The sequence below is a fragment of the Pedobacter sp. MR2016-19 genome, from assembly GCF_014947265.1.
Classification (GTDB): domain Bacteria; phylum Bacteroidota; class Bacteroidia; order Sphingobacteriales; family Sphingobacteriaceae; genus Pedobacter.
The window spans coordinates 181,459-197,155 of sequence record NZ_JADCNK010000001.1; the positions used below are offsets into that span (position 1 = coordinate 181,459).

The following is a 15,697-nucleotide window of genomic DNA, read 5'->3' on the forward strand; positions in this document are numbered from 1 at the left end:
GGGGTTTATTTTAAATCAAGTTTTACGTCTGTAACCAAACGGGCTACCGGATATCTGTTGTGTGTTTTTTCGTAATAATCAGAATTTTTATACACAAAATCAAGCTGTGCAGCTGCATTCTTCGCAAATTCGGTATCTGAAGCCTTTTTAGCTTCGAGTTTATTTTTTAAATCAGGGTTATTTTTGAGGAGTTCTGTAGCCGTATCTTCAAAAACATAGGCCGAATAGTGTTCTTTCATATCCAGAATAGAATCGAAAAAATTCCAGTTGAAATAAGAATCTGTGGCCTGGGGCTCCAAGGTTTCTACAATATAACGGTTAGTCGGCTGATTTACATAAACCACATAATCGCCGGCGTAGTATTGCAGTTTCTGAGAGTTGGTATTCACTTTTACGCCCGAGTGCAGGTAATGACCTTCATATGGGCGGGTTCCGGTTTTAAAATCACCGATATAATAATTGTCAACCGCAATTTTCTGATCGCTTTTTAATTCCCTGATTTTAACTTGATTAAGCTTAAGCAGCTCAATAATGCGATCCCAGGCTTTCGGAATAATGTAAGCAACAGGTTTTTGAACAGATAATGCAGGTTCAAACTTGTTCCATTCTTTAATGGTTTTGGTGTAAGGCTTGCTGCGATCATAGTATAAACGGTCAGCACCGCTTACCGTGCTGGGCTTTTGCCCGGCCTCAAAGCCCTTAAAGGTCAAATCGTTTACCTCGGTCTTATTCAACTTCCATTCTAAAGGAAATTCATTTTGTGCAGCTACAAATTCATCAGCCTTTCGCTTATTCTCCCCAATAATTCTGGTATCTCGTTCTACAACCTGAATATAGGTTTGCAAAAGCTTGTAAGTGGCATCCACACGCAAATCGTACGATTTTAACATGTGTGTTTCGGGCATAAAACCAATAGTATTGTGCAGGGTGGTATACCCGGTAGAATAACGTGGAGGATCTATAAAACCTGTTATTCCAGTTTCCGGAGTTTCGCCTATTGAGTTTACATAAGGAATCATCGGATAACCCAACTTTTCCATACCGCGATATAGATCAGGCACCAGTGTTTTAGTCAAATAATCAGAAAGTATAGGGTTCAGCTTATCTTTTTGTGTTGGGATAAGCGTCATCACATATTGATAATCGGCACCATTGCTGGTGTGGGTATCTACAAAAATTTCGGGCTGCCAGGTGTTGAAAATGAGTTGAAATGTTGCCGAATTTTTCGAATCAGTTTTAATGAAATCACGGTTCAGATCGAGGTTTTTACTATTCCCTCTAAAGCCATAAGCAACTGGCCCGTTCTGGTTAGCCCTGGATGTTCCGCTACGGTTAAAACTGCCATCTACATTGTAGATGGGAATGATGCAGATCACTACATCTTTTGGCAATTTACCAGCTTTAAGGAGATCGCGGGCCAGCATCATTGAGGCATCAATTCCCTCTGGTTCGCCCGGATGGATTCCATTATTGATCAATAACACCCTTTTGTTGCCTTTCCTGATCAGAGCCGGATCGAAAACCTGATCATGTGACAATACCAATACATGTAAAGGTTTTCCAAAATCAGTACGCCCATAGGAAAATAGTTTGGCTTCGGGATAAGTTTTAGCCAGGTTTTTGTAATAAGATATTGCTTCGGTATATGTTGTAGTTTCGATTTTCCCACTTAATTCGAAAGGTGTTTTTTGTGCCGCAGCTTTTAACCTGATAGATAGCAAACAAAACACAAAAAATTTTCTCATGCCTTTAAATCTAAGAAATTGAAATAATGTTATTAAAGTGTTTTACGATAATATTTAAGACCACCAAACATGTATTTAAAACCTATGGTGTAGGTGTTATAGATATCGGGTGAGAAGTTTTTAAATTTTTGCCTCGAATCGTTATAACCATCCAGGCCTTCGCCTATAGTATAGTTCAATTGTGAATTGATATTGATGACATACCGCATGTAACCATATCCATCGTTAATGTAATAGTTAAACCCTAAGTTTAAAGGCACCAATAGCTCCAAGGTCTTATCTTCTCCCAAAAAAGGGCCATAACCTGGAGCAGAAGCGGCCCAAAGTGGTTTATACCTTACAATATCTGTAATGTTATTGTTAATCGCCCCTATACCCAAACCCAGATACAAGCCTCTTATATTGTATAAAAACTCACTTTTATTGTAGTTCACCACCTCGCCAAGCATCAGCTTTACATTGGCTGTAATTGCTGTATATTTGTTTACAAACTGACGGTTGTTCGGGTCGGTTCGTATATTCCCGCCTTTGACCATGCCGTACTGCCCCTCTAAACCCAAGGTTAAAAAGGGCGTGATATAATAATCTAATACACCATAGCCAGTATATCCAATACCTCCTTTTTTTACATCGGTATAAGAGTTGTTTATTCCTGCTCCAAAACCATACGACATGTTAAAATAGTTGGCTTGGGCAAAAGCAAAACCTCCTATAAAAACAAGCGAAAAGGTAATGAAGGTAGCTTTCAGCAAATTAAAAATCATATCGTTTTTTTACAAAAATAATATGATTATTCGATATCTATAACTTTTACCTTTGAATTATGAGCACATACACCAACATTAACAAATCAATCGAGCAGCGATTTATAAAATATGCAAAGATTGATACCCAATCTGATCCAAATTCTCCTACCTGTCCGTCAACCCTAAAACAGAAGAACCTGGGCAAAGTATTAGTTCAGGAGTTGTTAGAAATTGGCATTTCTGACGCCGAAATGGACAATAATGGCTATGTGTATGGTACAATCCCATCTAATACCAATAAGCTGTTACCTGTAATTTTCTTTTGCTCGCATATGGATACCTCGCCTGATTGTAGCGGCGAAAATGTTAAACCGATTATTCATGAAAATTATCAGGGACAAGACTTAATTCTACCAGATGATCACCATATTGTTATCAAACTTTCTGAACACAAAGACCTAAAACATCAAATTGGAAATGATATTATTACCGCTAGCGGCTCAACTTTATTGGGCGCAGACAATAAAGCTGGACTAGCAGAAATTATGGAAGCAGCAGCCTTTTTAATGAAAAACCAAGAGGTAAAACACGGAACCATCAAACTTCTTTTTACACCAGATGAAGAAATAGGCAGGGGTGTAGACAAAGCTGATTTAAAGAAATTAGGTGCCGATTTTGGTTATACAATAGATGGAGAAACACTGGGCTCCATTGAAGATGAAACTTTTTCTGCGGATGGTGCCACCCTTAAGGTTTATGGCGTAAGTACACATCCGGGCTTTGCAAAAGGAAAAATGGAAAGCGCTATAAAAATCATCGCTGAAATTTTAGATTCGTTGCCGAAAGATACACTTACACCAGAAGCTACACACCAAAAGGAAGGGTTTATCCATCCGGTAAGTATAAACGGACAGGTAGAAGAGGCAGAAGCACAGTTTATCATCAGGGATTTTACCGATGAGAAACTAGCCGCGCATGGGCAGTTTTTGGAAGAAACTGTAAAAAAGGTTATGGCTAATTATCCAAAATCTACCTACAAGCTTAATATTAAAGCACAATACCGCAATATGAAACAGATTTTAGATCAGCATCCTAAAATTGTGCAGTATGGCATTGAAGCCATTGAAAGAGCTGGCGTGGTTGCCAAACAACAAAGTATCCGTGGCGGAACAGATGGCTCGCGACTTTCATTTATGGGTTTACCATGTCCCAATATTTTTGCCGGCGAACATGCCTTTCATAGTAAACAAGAATGGGTAAGCGTACAGGATATGGAAAAAGCTATACAAACCATTATAAATATTGCTTGTATTTGGGAAGAGAAGGGGTAAGTCCTAAGTCTTGAGTCAGTAGTCTTGAGTCTAATCATCGATTAATAAGGACTTTGGACTATTGACTTTGGACTCAGGACTAATAAGAAGCTTGTCCAATATCTAACCTTGCTATTTTTCCTTCTTTGTTTACCTGAAATTTAAAGCAGGTTTTAAAATCGCCCCATTGGTCGGAGTGAAAATGGCCATATACTTCCAAACCATTGTTTTCAACTTTATCTATACTGGTAAAACGCTCATGCCCTAGTGCTTTCCTGAAGAAATTATTAAATTTCATCTGGTTCCCGTCATCATAAAAGGCAACTTCGGCAGCAAATAAAGAAAACCACGTTTTCTCATCGCCTTTTTGCAACGCCATAATAGCAGCCTTTACTTTTACATTTGATAATTTAGTTAAATCTATCGCCATAGGTTCTGATCTTGTTTTGAGGGAAAGTAAATTTGCGGATAATAAAACAAACAGGGGTATTCAGCTTAAGCTTTAAGCTGTGATCAAAATTAATAAAAAAGATATTTTTAAAGACCATCTTTTTACTAATTTAGCTTGTCATGATAACTCTCGAAAACGACTATATAAAAGTTAGCCTGGCGGCTAAAGGCGCAGAACTTCAAGGTTTATTTAGCAAAGAAACCAAGCTGGAATATTTATGGAATGCCAACCCAAAGTATTGGGCAAAACATAGCCCGGTTTTATTTCCCATAGTTGGCTCGTTAAAAAATAACAGTTTTAACTATGAAGGTAAAAACTATGAGTTACCCAGGCATGGATTTGCCCGCGACCATATCTTCAGTTTCGAAAAAATAAGTGAAAACGAAGCTGTTTTTACGTTAACCCAAAATGAAGATACGTTAAAAGTATATCCCTTTGATTTCGAGCTGAAACTGAGGTATAGGCTAATCGACAGGAAACTGAATTTAACTTATGAAGTAATAAACACCGGTACTGCCGAACTTTTATTTTCAATTGGTGCGCACCCGGCATTTGCGGTGTCTAATACCCCAAATACTGTTTACGAAGATTACTATCTGGCTTTTAATGCTGATGAGAAATTAAACTATTGGAAACTTGAAGATGGTCTGGTGGCCGATGAAACCAAAAATATCGAGCTTAATGCACATCAGCTAAAGCTTAAACATGATTTGTTTTATAACGATGCGTTGGTTTTTAAAACCCTGCAAAGCAACTGCATCAGTTTGCTTAACACTAAAAATGATTATGGCCTGCATTTCCATTTCGAAGATTTTCCATTTTTTGGAATATGGGCGGCAACAGATGCGCCATTTGTATGTTTAGAGCCTTGGTGCGGAGTTGCTGATGGCGTTAACCACGATCAGGAATTAACACACAAAGAGGGCATAATAAAGCTTGAGGCAGGCAAAAACTGGTCGCGCTTTTGGGAAGTGGAGTGTTTTTAAACTCGTTTTTTATTGATTGGTTATTTATCAAAGTAACGCGTAGTTCTTTATCTGGTTAAGATTTTTTTTCCAGCTAAAGCGATAACCTGCTTAATGTTTCTCTGGTTACCCCAAGATAGGATGCAATAAGTGTTTTCGGAATCCTTTGCTGTAAAGATGGATATTGGTTGCACCATTGTTTGTAACGCTCGCCGGCATTGTTACTCAATAAAGCCAATACCCGCTTTTGTAAAGCCATATTGCCTGTTGTATACTTTTTCCTGAAAAAATATTCCATTTTGCGTGAAGAGTCACAAAGCTTTTCCTTGTTTTCAAAAGAGATGGAAAGTGTTTCGGTATCTTCTATACAGTCTACATTTAAAGTGGCAGGCATGCCGGTATTAAAAGCATTTGGGTCTGAAAACCACCATTCTTCCATAGCTAACTGTAAAATATATTCTTTTCCTTCATTATCGGTATATGAAGATTTTACGATGCCTTTCACAACAAAATGTTCCTGGCTGGCTACATCACCCGCCTGGATAATGTACTGATGTTTTTTGTACTTCCTTTTGGTAAAAAAAGATGCAGCATGTTCAAATTCTTCATCTGTTAAACAGATAATCTGGTGAATGTGTGCTCTTAAAAAATCTAATTCCATGTTTATGATGCAAACAAATGTACTCTTTATTCCAGATTTTTAAACTCAATCTATTTGTTTTGATGAAACATTGGCGTGATAATCATCACATTAAAATAGTGATATATGTCCTTTACTAAAATTTGTGCTTGCATTATGTTTGCAAAACACAACACACAAATGAAACTTAAATTATTAGCCTTAATCGCCGTATCATCATCTTTAATTTGCCTAAAGGCACATGCCCAGAGTTTAGCAAAAATGAACTGGTTTAACGAACCCGAAAAATGGGAAATTAAGGATAAAAACACCTTTAGCATGTTCGTTCCTGCCAAAACTGACTATTGGCGGATATCGCATTATGGTTTTACGGTTGATGATGCCCCTTTTTATTATGCTACTTATGGTGGAGAATTTGAGGTGAAAGTGAAAATTACCGGAAATTATGTAACCACTTTTGATCAAATGGGACTGATGCTTCGCATTAATGAAGAAGAATGGATTAAAGCAGGAGTTGAATTTGTTAATGGGAAACAAAATGTAAGCGCCGTTGTAACGCATAAAACGAGCGACTGGAGCGTAGTAGAACTGGAACAAGCACCTGCATCAATCTGGATGAAAGCGATAAGAAAACTTGATGCAGTAGAAATTTTCTATTCATTTGATGATAAAAAGTATACCATGCTGCGTACCTGTTATTTTAAAGATAATGCCCCGGTAATGGTTGGCCTTGTAGCTGCCTGCCCTGACGGGAAAGGTTTTAATGCTACATTCGAAAATTTTAAAGTTACGCCTACGCCAGATCAGCGCAGGTTGGATTGGGCAAAAAAACAACAGAATTAAATAAGACTCACCCGTACCGTTATTTTGAGCGATTGCAACGCAACCGAGAACCCGAAGGCTCAGCGAAGCTAAATCTATCTAGAGCGTATTTTTTTGACTTAGATCTCCCCATTTCGCTGTGCTCCAGTCGAGATGACGCGAAGATTTCCGCCTGCGCGAGAATGACGACCTTTCTAGCAATTGTAATTAAATCTGAGCCAACTGATCAACTAATTCCTTAAAACCTGGTCGCTCTAAAGGCACTGTAGCCAAACAGGCATTTCTAAGTTCACTGATCATTTTATAAACTTCCACACCCACCGCTTCATTTTTTAAAGAAAGTAAATCATCAAGCAGATAACCATAAGCGCTTACTTCTATCCGTTCCAGTAGCATAGCCGTTTCAGTAGAAGTTTTATCGTAAAAACTGGCTGCACCAAAATCGCCGAACAAAGTGCTACCCTCATCATCAATCAAGGTATTGTGTGCATATAAATCGCCATGCATAATGCCCGCTTCATGTAGTTGAGCCGCTAAAGAAGCAATGGTTTTAGCGATGCTGATGATCTGTTTTTGGGAGAGTTTTCTGTCAGCAGGAAAAACATCCCTTGTACAGCTTTCTAAACTTGGCGGATTGCCAAGATTGTAAAAATGATTCGGAATCAGATCCATAACCAAGCCTTTTTTATCATCCGGATGGTGCGCAATCTGTCCGATCAGGTTAACCAAACCCGGATGGTAGCCTGCAGCAATATAGGCAGTCATTTCATCTTCAGGCAGGCCATCACTAGTAACATTTCCCTTAAATATTTTAACGGCTACTTCAGTAGTTTCTTCTCCAATTGTTCTGTTGGCTTTCGAAATAACACCCGATGCACCCTCACCTAACAAATGGCTGATTTCTAAATCGTGCCAATGGATTAATGAAAGTGTTTCTACAGCCGGCGTTTTACTAAAGTTATTGCCTGAAAATGCAATCCACGAAAGTTTTGGCAGTTGCGTAATCCATTGCGGCAATTCATGCAATTTATTCGCCGCAATCCGCAATAATGATAAATTCTGGCAATTGCTCAATTCATCGGGCAGTTGCGCCAAACGGTTGCCCGAAAGCATCAGTTTTTGCATCCTTTTGCAAAGGCCAATTTCCTTAGGCAGTTCAGCAATATTGTTATTGGTTAAAATTAACCAGCGTAAATTTGGGTTGATCGACTTCGGAGGTACCATTTCAATCCGGTTGGATTTAAAACCAACAATATCCAGCGAAGGGCAATCGCCCAGTACTTCAGGTAAAACCGTGAAAAGGTTTTCGGAACAGAAAAAAATCTTCAGCTTCGTTAACCGGCAAAAATCTACCGGTAGGGCACTTAGCTTGTTAAAAGAAAGATCCAATACTTCCAAAGTATCAGCCAACTCGAATATTTCTCTGGGGAATTCCGTTAAATTTTCAGAAAGCTTTAAAGATACTGCTCCTTTAAGTTCGCCACTCTGTAGTGCTAACAGGTTTTGCATAGGTGTACTGGTTTCTAGTTAAGACAACGAAGATAGGGGTTTTTCTTAAGTCGGGAGTTGATCAACGCATAATCCCACATGCGTTCTTAATTCATAAGGAACAATTTATTTAATAAAATAAACAACTTTGCAGGGCTTTTAGGTTTTTGGAAATGACACCGTGTAGTCGAAGTGAAGAATTATTAATTGAACCATATAAGACATAAAAGGATCATATAAGCTCAATATCCTTAAATGTTCTTCAATGTCTTATATGGTAAAAACTTTACGCCCTGTGCGCTTTGCGGTTAAAAAAATGGAAAATGTAAGATGGATGATGGAATTGATTCTGCTCTACCATTTATTAACCCATTTAAATAACCATCATTCACTCACTATATTACAAAAAAACTAAATAGATTTCATCTATATCTATAACTCCTCCAATACGCAACAACAATTAAACCTAGCGCATTTTTTCTAACACCATAACCCAATTTATTTTTTTATTTGCATTAGAAATTTAATCGCATATATTTACAAAAAACTTTAGGGGTGCCTACGTGCTGAGAAATACCCTTTGAACCTGATGCAGTTAGTACTGCCGAAGGGAAAAGTGAAAGCAATCTTAATATTGCTTTCTTTTCGACCTCCATTTTGGGGCAATCTCTATAGTTTTTCCAATTTTTCAAAATATGGAAGTAACTATAAACAATCAAAACTATCTGCTTAACGAGGCCTGTTCTATCGAACAGATGCTTGCTGCTGTCATTTCAACCGAAACGAATGGCCTTGCCATAGCCGTTAACCAAACTATCATTTCCAAATCTGTTTGGGATACACATGTGCTAAACCCAGGCGATCAGATTATACTCATTAAAGCCACTCAGGGGGGGTGATATAATTATTAAATGAGAGAATGACAGAATGCGCCATGTCTCTCTTTCAATCAATCACTCATTCTCTCATTCAAACATTTCAAAATGAAACAAGAAAAAACACCAAATCAGGAAGTCATCAGCCGCAGTCCATTTCCGGCTTCACGCAAAATATTTGTACCGGGCAAAATTCATAATATCCAGGTGGCCATGCGCGAGATCAGTTTAACGGAAACCAAAATCCACAATGGCTTTGGCTTAACTGAACCTAATCCGCCTGTAACTGTTTATGATACCAGCGGACCATATACCGATCCCAATGCTGTTATCGATGTAAAAAAAGGGTTGCCACGACTAAGGGAACAATGGATTAAAGACAGGCTTGATGTAGAAGAGCTTCCCCAATTATCTTCTGCTTACGGACAACAACGCCTTGCTGATGAAAAGCTTGATGCCTTACGCTTTAATTTTATCAAAAAACCTTATAGAGCGAAAGCTGGCGCCAATGTATCGCAGATGCATTACGCAAAAAAAGGCATTATCACAGCAGAAATGGAATATATTGCCATTAGGGAAAACCAACAGATTGAACTGGTGAATGCACAATTGGGCGATCAGCACGAGGTAATGAACCACCAGCATCAAGGCAATAGCTTTGGCGCCAACACCCCAAAAGGATACATTACGCCAGAATTTGTGCGTGATGAAGTCGCTGCCGGACGTGCAGTAATCCCCTGCAATATCAACCATCCTGAACTCGAGCCGATGATTATTGGCCGCAATTTCCTGGTGAAAATGAATGCCAATATCGGTAACTCAGCCGTTACTTCTACCATCGAAGAAGAAGTAGAAAAAGCCGTTTGGGCCTGTCGCTGGGGTGCCGACACCATTATGGATTTATCAACAGGGAAAAATATCCACGAAACCCGCGAATGGATTATCCGCAATTCGCCAGTACCCATCGGTACCGTTCCGATTTATCAGGCACTGGAAAAAGTAAACGGCAAAGCCGAAGACCTGACCTGGGAAATCTTCCGCGATACGTTGATTGAGCAGGCCGAACAGGGCGTTGATTATTTCACCATCCATGCCGGGGTATTGCTTCGTTATGTGCCATTAACGGCAAAAAGAATTACCGGAATTGTTTCGCGTGGCGGATCGATCATGGCGAAATGGTGTTTAGCACATCATAAAGAAAACTTCCTTTACACACATTTCGAAGAGATCTGTGAGATCATGAAAGCTTACGATGTAGCATTTTCTTTAGGTGATGGGTTAAGGCCTGGATGTATTGCCGATGCGAACGATGCTGCACAATTTTCAGAACTCGAAACCCTTGGCGAACTCACTAAAATAGCCTGGAAACATGATGTACAAACGATTATCGAAGGGCCAGGACATGTACCCATGCACCTGATTAAAGCAAATATGGAAAAACAGCTTGACCATTGTGGTGAAGCTCCTTTTTATACTTTAGGCCCTTTAACTATCGATATCGCACCTGGTTATGACCACATTACTTCAGCCATTGGTGCCGCGATGATTGGCTGGTTTGGAACAGCGATGTTGTGTTATGTCACCCCAAAAGAACATTTAGGCTTACCAAATAAAAAAGATGTAAAAGATGGTGTAATTACCTATAAAATTGCGGCACATGCGGCTGATCTGGCTAAAGGTCACCCCGGTGCACAATACCGTGATAATGCTTTAAGTAAGGCAAGATTTGAATTTAGGTGGGAAGACCAGTTTAATTTGTCGCTCGATCCGGATACGGCAAAAGAATTTCATGATGAAACCTTACCTGCAGAAGGTGCCAAGATTGCGCATTTCTGTTCAATGTGTGGACCAAATTTCTGTTCGATGAAAATTACACAAGACGTGCGCGAGTATGCTGCAAAACAAGGAGTAGCCGCAGACGAGGCTTTGGCTAAAGGCATGGAAGAAAAATCGAAAGAGTTTACTGAAAAAGGAAGCGAAATTTACTCTTAACCGATATGGAACTGATCGTAATTGCCAAACCAACCGTTTTTAAAGAAGAAAGTAACCTGATCAACCAGCTTTTCGAAGCCGGTTTACAGGTTTTTCACCTACGCAAAGAAAACGTTGATGAGGCAGCATACCGGGAGATTATTGAAGGAATTTCATCCGAATACCATCCACGGATTGCTTTACATCATTTCCATTCGCTTGCTAACGATTATAATATCCAGCGGATCCACCATACAGAAAATTTCAGGAAGGAAAGGGATAATGTGGAATTGCCAGAAAATAAGATCTTCAGCACCTCTATCCATCACCTGGCCGATATCGAACAGATAAAGCAATATCAATACAGTTTCTTTGGTCCTGTATTCAATAGCTTTTCTAAACCTGGATATCAGGGCGTAATTCCGGCAGATTTCCGTTTGGAAAAACAACAAGCCATCCCGAAAATTATTGCCCTGGGTGGTATCGGTTTAGCAGAAATCGGTCAGGTAAAAACAATGAATTTCGATGGTGTTGCGCTCTTGGGGAGCATCTGGAATGATCCTTCCCAAGCCCTGACTACCTTTAAAAAAGCCCAGGCCAAATGCCAAACTTATGCTCAAAACTTAACAATACAACAATGATTCAGCCCTTACAATATATCTCGCAAGCCACTGAAACAGGCACCCATATCGACGCCATTGAACAGGTTCTCCGAGCCGGCGGAAAGTGGATCCAGCTCCGCATTAAAAACCAGGCTGAAGCCGAAATCCTGCCTTTTGCAAAAGCCACGCAGGCCTTATGCGAAAGTTATGATGCAAAACTGATTATAAACGATTATCCGCACCTGGCCAAAGCCGTAAATAGTTGTGGCGTGCATTTAGGCCTGCAGGATATGCCTATTCCGGAGGCCAGAAAAATTATCGGTAAACACCAGATCATCGGAGGTACCGCGAATACTTTCGAACATATCCAGCAAAGGGTAGCCGAAGGAGCCGATTATATCGGTTTGGGTCCATTCAGGTTTACCCTTACAAAAGAAAACCTGAGTCCGATTGTAGGGTTGGAAGGTTACCAAAAATTGATGGAGCGGGTAAAAAAAGCTGGAATTACCACCCCGATTATAGCCATTGGCGGTATCGAAGCAGCAGATATTCCGGCTATACTTGAAACCGGAATTTACGGAATTGCCATCTCGGCGGCACTCACCAACCAAACACAAACGGCTGCAGTTCTTGAAGAAATCAGCAGTAAATTCAGTATTCATTCGATTTAAAAATTACAGATATGTTAACCATAGCAGATCAAACCTTTAGCTCCCGCCTTTTTACCGGAACAGGAAAATTTAGTTCGGCAAAAGAGATGGAAAGCGCTTTAATTGCCTCGGCTTCCGAACTGGTTACCGTGGCCCTTAAGCGCGTAGATTTAAAAGGTAAAGATGACGATATCCTTCATCACCTTAAATATCCGCACATCAATTTATTACCCAATACTTCTGGTGTGCGTAATGCAAAAGAGGCCGTTTTTGCCGCTCAACTGGCACGCGAAGCTTTAGAAACCAATTGGATCAAACTGGAAATCCATCCCGATCCGAAATACCTCATGCCAGATCCGATCGAAACCTTAAAAGCAACTGAAGAACTGGTTAAACTCGGTTTTGTCGTGTTGCCTTATATCCATGCCGACCCTGTTTTATGTAAACGTTTGGAAGATGTGGGTACCGCGGCTGTAATGCCATTAGGCTCTCCAATTGGCAGTAATAAGGGGCTAAGAACAATTGATTTTTTAGAGATTATTATTAGCCAGAGCCGGGTGCCGGTAATTGTGGATGCAGGTATTGGATCGCCATCTGATGCAGCTAAAGCCATGGAGATTGGCGCCGACGCCGTTTTGGTGAACACTGCCATTGCCATAGCTAAAAATCCAACCAATATGGCTATTGCCTTTAAACTGGCTGTAGAAGCCGGCAGAATGGCATTCGAATCTAAATTAGGCACTCAGCAACATTATGCTGCAGCAAGCAGTCCACTAACCGCATTTTTAGATGAAGAGTTTTAACGATTTATTCGAATCCTATAACTGGGATGATACCAAAGCCAGTATTTACGATAAAACGGCTGCTGATGTAGAGCGGGCTTTGAGCAATACACAGCGGAATCTGGAAGATTTTAAAGCGCTTATTTCTCCCGCAGCATTGCCTTATCTTGAGGATATGGCACAGATCAGTCAGCGCTTAACTTTAGATCGCTTTGGTCGGGTCGTCCAGATGTACATTCCGCTTTACCTTTCCAACGAGTGTAATAATATCTGTACCTATTGCGGCTTCAGTTACGATAATAAAGTGCGCCGGCGCACCCTTAACCCAATCGAAATTATGCAGGAAGTGGCTGTAATTAAAGGGATGGGCTACGACCATGTGCTACTGGTAACAGGTGAAGCCAACCAAACGGTACACACTGATTATTTTAAAAAAGTATTGGATTTGATCAGTCCGCATTTCGCACACATTTCGATGGAAGTACAGCCATTAGATGTGGCCGATTATGAAACGCTTATCCCGCACGGGCTGAATACGGTCCTCGTTTATCAGGAAACCTATCACCAGGAAGATTACCGGAAACACCATCCAAAAGGTAAAAAATCTAATTTTCTATACCGTTTAGAAACCCCTGACCGTTTGGGGCAGGCAGGCATCCATAAAATGGGGCTAGGCGTATTAATCGGCCTGGAAGACTGGCGGACAGATTCTTTTTTTACGGCCCTGCATTTATCTTATCTTGAAAAACAATATTGGCAGAGTAAATTCAGCATTTCTTTCCCCAGGTTGCGGCCTTTTAGCGGTGGTTTGGAGCCAAAAGTGGTCATGAACGACAGAGAATTGGTACAACTAATCTGTGCTTACCGCTTATTTAACAGCGAAGTAGAATTATCTATTTCTACGCGTGAAACGCAGGCATTCAGAAATCAGGTAATTAAATTGGGGATCACAGCCATCAGTGCGGGTTCTAAAACCAATCCAGGCGGTTACGAAGTAGAACCTCAATCATTAGAGCAGTTCGAAATATCTGATGAACGTTCTGCCCAGGAAATTGCGGCCATGATCAGGAAACAGGGTTATGAGCCGATTTGGAAAGATTGGGACAGGAGTTTGATCAGTAAATCATGTTCATAAAAGAAGAGATAAACCGCTATAACAGGCAGATGATTTTGCCTGAATTAGGCTTAAAAGGGCAGGAAAAGCTAAAAGCCACCAAAGTATTGGTTATTGGTGCCGGTGGTTTGGGCTGTCCGGTATTGCAATATTTAGCCGCAGCCGGTGTCGGAACAACCGGCATTGTAGATGATGATGTGGTAGAATTGAGCAATTTGCACCGGCAGATTTTGTACAACCATACCGATATAGGCCTTTCGAAAGCAAAAACTGCTGCAACAAAACTTAAGTTACTTAATCCGCATGTGGATGTCAATGCTTATCACGAACGTTTTACTGCTGATAACGCCATAGCTATTTGCCAGAATTATGAGCTGGTGATTGATTGTTCGGATAATTTTAGCACCCGTTATCTGGTGAACGATACTTGTATGGCTTTAGGTAAAACCCTTATTTTCGGTTCCATTTTACAGTTCGAAGGTCAGGTTGCGGTATTTAACCACCATGATGGGCCAAATTACCGGGATCTTTACCCTGCACCACCAACCGAAAACATCAACTGTGTAGAAGGTGGGGTAATCGGCATTTTACCCGGAATAATCGGCTTGTATATGGCCAATGAAGCCATTAAACTAATTTGTGACATCGGCGAAACTTTAGCCGGTAAATTAATGACCATTAATACATTGAACAATACGGTGCTTGTATTTAAAATTGCTCCAGAAAAACAAGCCGAAACAATTAAAACGGAAGCTACAGTTCGTAAAATAAAGGAAATCGATAAAACGACTCTGGATCAATGGCTTTCTGAATCCTCTGATAAAATTTTCCTGATCGATGTACGAGAAGATTATGAACATGAGGAAAATAATATCGGTGGAGTAAATATTCCCCTATATGAATTAACAGCTTCTCTTGAAACCATTCCAAAAAATAAAAAACTGGTATGTTATTGCCAAACCGGGCAAAGAAGCAAAATGGCTGTGCAATTACTGGACGGGCTTTATGAAGGTGAGGTTTTTAGTTTGATCGGTTCGTTGGATTGATTGTTTTAACTGATAACTATTGTAAATGCACTAACCATTCCAACATTCCATAGAAACTCATAGTACTCGCTTGTAATGAAGATTAGCGAGACCCGCATCTGCATTGCGGAATAAAAATATATTGACGATAAAACCGTCATGCTCATCCATCTTTTGTTCTAAAAGGTGATGGATATTACATTTGCTTGTATTAATAAAATATTCCTGCCGTGAGCTGCCTGGAATCATTATAGCAAGCTATTCTCCTTGTACTATAAGCAAAAATCAATCATTCGCTAAGAGCCTTAGCCTGCCAATTAAGGATTTCAGATTAATAAAAGCCAGCCCAAATTCCCATCTCTTAACCTCAAGCCAAACCCAAGATATGTGTCGTATGATAAGAAAGTCAAAGTTGGCCAATTATTAATGTGTGGTATATCTCTGATTTGGTCATGAAAACATATCATTTGGTCGAATATATTCTATGGAATAAAATCAAAAGTGAATGTTT

General features: G+C 40.0%; 15 protein-coding genes and 1 riboswitch. Of the genes, 10 read left to right on the forward strand and 5 right to left on the reverse strand.

Annotation, left to right across the window (positions count from 1 at the left end; translation table 11 throughout):
• Positions 1-5: 5 nt before the first annotated feature.
• Both IM793_RS00805 and IM793_RS00810 read right to left on the reverse strand, forming a co-directional pair.
• On the reverse strand, positions 6-1,745 hold the full coding sequence (locus IM793_RS00805) for a M14 family metallopeptidase (protein WP_193419292.1): 1,740 nt from the start codon (positions 1,743-1,745) through the stop codon (positions 6-8).
• Positions 1,746-1,777: 32 nt separating this feature from the next.
• The gene (locus IM793_RS00810) at positions 1,778-2,509 is read right to left on the reverse strand and encodes a hypothetical protein (RefSeq protein WP_193419293.1); all 732 of its coding nucleotides are present in this window, start codon (positions 2,507-2,509) and stop codon (positions 1,778-1,780) included.
• 59 nt (positions 2,510-2,568) lie between these two features.
• On the opposite strand from IM793_RS00810, the gene pepT reads away from it, so the two are divergent.
• Positions 2,569-3,822 (forward strand): peptidase T, encoded by a 1,254-nt coding sequence (pepT, locus tag IM793_RS00815; protein WP_193419294.1) that lies wholly within the window; start codon positions 2,569-2,571, stop codon positions 3,820-3,822.
• Positions 3,823-3,901: 79 nt separating this feature from the next.
• On the opposite strand, the gene IM793_RS00820 is transcribed toward pepT, so the two are convergent.
• Positions 3,902-4,231: a hypothetical protein gene (locus IM793_RS00820; RefSeq protein WP_193419295.1), complete on the reverse strand. Its 330-nt coding sequence runs from the start codon at positions 4,229-4,231 to the stop codon at positions 3,902-3,904.
• A 140-nt stretch (positions 4,232-4,371) separates the two neighbouring features.
• Here IM793_RS00820 and IM793_RS00825 point away from each other — a divergent pair, with 140 nt between their 5' ends.
• Positions 4,372-5,238, forward strand: coding sequence for an aldose 1-epimerase family protein (locus tag IM793_RS00825; RefSeq protein WP_193419296.1), 867 nt, complete (start codon positions 4,372-4,374; stop codon positions 5,236-5,238).
• A gap of 73 nt (positions 5,239-5,311) precedes the next feature.
• On the opposite strand, the gene IM793_RS00830 is transcribed toward IM793_RS00825, so the two are convergent.
• A complete protein-coding gene (locus IM793_RS00830) occupies positions 5,312-5,878 on the reverse strand; it encodes a Crp/Fnr family transcriptional regulator (protein WP_121285663.1) in 567 nt (188 codons plus the stop codon).
• 159 nt (positions 5,879-6,037) lie between these two features.
• Here IM793_RS00830 and IM793_RS00835 point away from each other — a divergent pair, with 159 nt between their 5' ends.
• A complete protein-coding gene (locus IM793_RS00835; protein WP_227256092.1) occupies positions 6,038-6,700 on the forward strand; it encodes a DUF1349 domain-containing protein in 663 nt (220 codons plus the stop codon).
• 186 nt (positions 6,701-6,886) lie between these two features.
• Here the strand turns inward: IM793_RS00835 and IM793_RS00840 are convergent, their stop codons facing one another.
• Positions 6,887-8,188 carry a leucine-rich repeat-containing protein kinase family protein gene (locus IM793_RS00840; RefSeq protein WP_193419298.1) on the reverse strand — a complete coding sequence of 434 codons (1,302 nt, stop codon included), beginning with the start codon at positions 8,186-8,188 and terminating at the stop codon, positions 6,887-6,889.
• Positions 8,189-8,708: 520 nt separating this feature from the next.
• Positions 8,709-8,797: riboswitch (TPP riboswitch) on the forward strand.
• Between the two features lie 65 nt (positions 8,798-8,862).
• Here IM793_RS00840 and thiS point away from each other — a divergent pair.
• From thiS to moeB, 7 genes are all read left to right on the forward strand, one after another.
• Positions 8,863-9,066 carry a sulfur carrier protein ThiS gene (gene thiS, locus IM793_RS00845; protein ID WP_193419299.1) on the forward strand — a complete coding sequence of 68 codons (204 nt, stop codon included), beginning with the start codon at positions 8,863-8,865 and terminating at the stop codon, positions 9,064-9,066.
• 84 nt (positions 9,067-9,150) lie between these two features.
• Positions 9,151-11,034, forward strand: coding sequence for a phosphomethylpyrimidine synthase ThiC (gene thiC / locus IM793_RS00850; RefSeq protein ID WP_193419300.1), 1,884 nt, complete (start codon positions 9,151-9,153; stop codon positions 11,032-11,034).
• Positions 11,035-11,039: 5 nt separating this feature from the next.
• A complete protein-coding gene (locus IM793_RS00855) occupies positions 11,040-11,654 on the forward strand; it encodes a thiamine phosphate synthase (RefSeq protein WP_193419301.1) in 615 nt (204 codons plus the stop codon).
• A complete protein-coding gene (locus IM793_RS00860; protein WP_193419302.1) occupies positions 11,651-12,286 on the forward strand; it encodes a thiamine phosphate synthase in 636 nt (211 codons plus the stop codon). Before IM793_RS00855 ends, IM793_RS00860 begins: the two co-directional genes overlap by 4 nt.
• Before the next feature lie 11 nt (positions 12,287-12,297).
• A complete protein-coding gene (locus IM793_RS00865) occupies positions 12,298-13,068 on the forward strand; it encodes a thiazole synthase (RefSeq protein WP_193419303.1) in 771 nt (256 codons plus the stop codon).
• Complete coding sequence (gene thiH, locus IM793_RS00870; RefSeq protein ID WP_193419304.1) at positions 13,055-14,182, forward strand: 2-iminoacetate synthase ThiH; 1,128 nt, start codon at positions 13,055-13,057, stop codon at positions 14,180-14,182. Before IM793_RS00865 ends, thiH begins: the two co-directional genes overlap by 14 nt.
• The gene (gene moeB / locus IM793_RS00875) at positions 14,173-15,207 is read left to right on the forward strand and encodes a HesA/MoeB/ThiF family protein (RefSeq protein WP_193419305.1); all 1,035 of its coding nucleotides are present in this window, start codon (positions 14,173-14,175) and stop codon (positions 15,205-15,207) included. Before thiH ends, moeB begins: the two co-directional genes overlap by 10 nt.
• The last annotated feature ends 490 nt before the right edge of the window (positions 15,208-15,697 follow it).

Excerpts from the sequence above, each read along its gene's own strand:
- IM793_RS00805 (WP_193419292.1), bottom strand. The coding sequence starts at position 1,745 with ATGAGAAAATTTTTTGTGTTTTGTTTGCTATCTATCAGGTTAAAAGCT.
- IM793_RS00810 (WP_193419293.1), bottom strand. The coding sequence starts at position 2,509 with ATGATTTTTAATTTGCTGAAAGCTACCTTCATTACCTTTTCGCTTGTT.
- pepT (WP_193419294.1), top strand. The coding sequence starts at position 2,569 with ATGAGCACATACACCAACATTAACAAATCAATCGAGCAGCGATTTATA.
- IM793_RS00820 (WP_193419295.1), bottom strand. The coding sequence starts at position 4,231 with ATGGCGATAGATTTAACTAAATTATCAAATGTAAAAGTAAAGGCTGCT.
- IM793_RS00825 (WP_193419296.1), top strand. The coding sequence starts at position 4,372 with ATGATAACTCTCGAAAACGACTATATAAAAGTTAGCCTGGCGGCTAAA.
- IM793_RS00830 (WP_121285663.1), bottom strand. The coding sequence starts at position 5,878 with ATGGAATTAGATTTTTTAAGAGCACACATTCACCAGATTATCTGTTTA.
- IM793_RS00835 (WP_227256092.1), top strand. The coding sequence starts at position 6,038 with ATGAAACTTAAATTATTAGCCTTAATCGCCGTATCATCATCTTTAATT.
- IM793_RS00840 (WP_193419298.1), bottom strand. The coding sequence starts at position 8,188 with ATGCAAAACCTGTTAGCACTACAGAGTGGCGAACTTAAAGGAGCAGTA.
- thiS (WP_193419299.1), top strand. The coding sequence starts at position 8,863 with ATGGAAGTAACTATAAACAATCAAAACTATCTGCTTAACGAGGCCTGT.
- thiC (WP_193419300.1), top strand. The coding sequence starts at position 9,151 with ATGAAACAAGAAAAAACACCAAATCAGGAAGTCATCAGCCGCAGTCCA.
- IM793_RS00855 (WP_193419301.1), top strand. The coding sequence starts at position 11,040 with ATGGAACTGATCGTAATTGCCAAACCAACCGTTTTTAAAGAAGAAAGT.
- IM793_RS00860 (WP_193419302.1), top strand. The coding sequence starts at position 11,651 with ATGATTCAGCCCTTACAATATATCTCGCAAGCCACTGAAACAGGCACC.
- IM793_RS00865 (WP_193419303.1), top strand. The coding sequence starts at position 12,298 with ATGTTAACCATAGCAGATCAAACCTTTAGCTCCCGCCTTTTTACCGGA.
- thiH (WP_193419304.1), top strand. The coding sequence starts at position 13,055 with ATGAAGAGTTTTAACGATTTATTCGAATCCTATAACTGGGATGATACC.
- moeB (WP_193419305.1), top strand. The coding sequence starts at position 14,173 with ATGTTCATAAAAGAAGAGATAAACCGCTATAACAGGCAGATGATTTTG.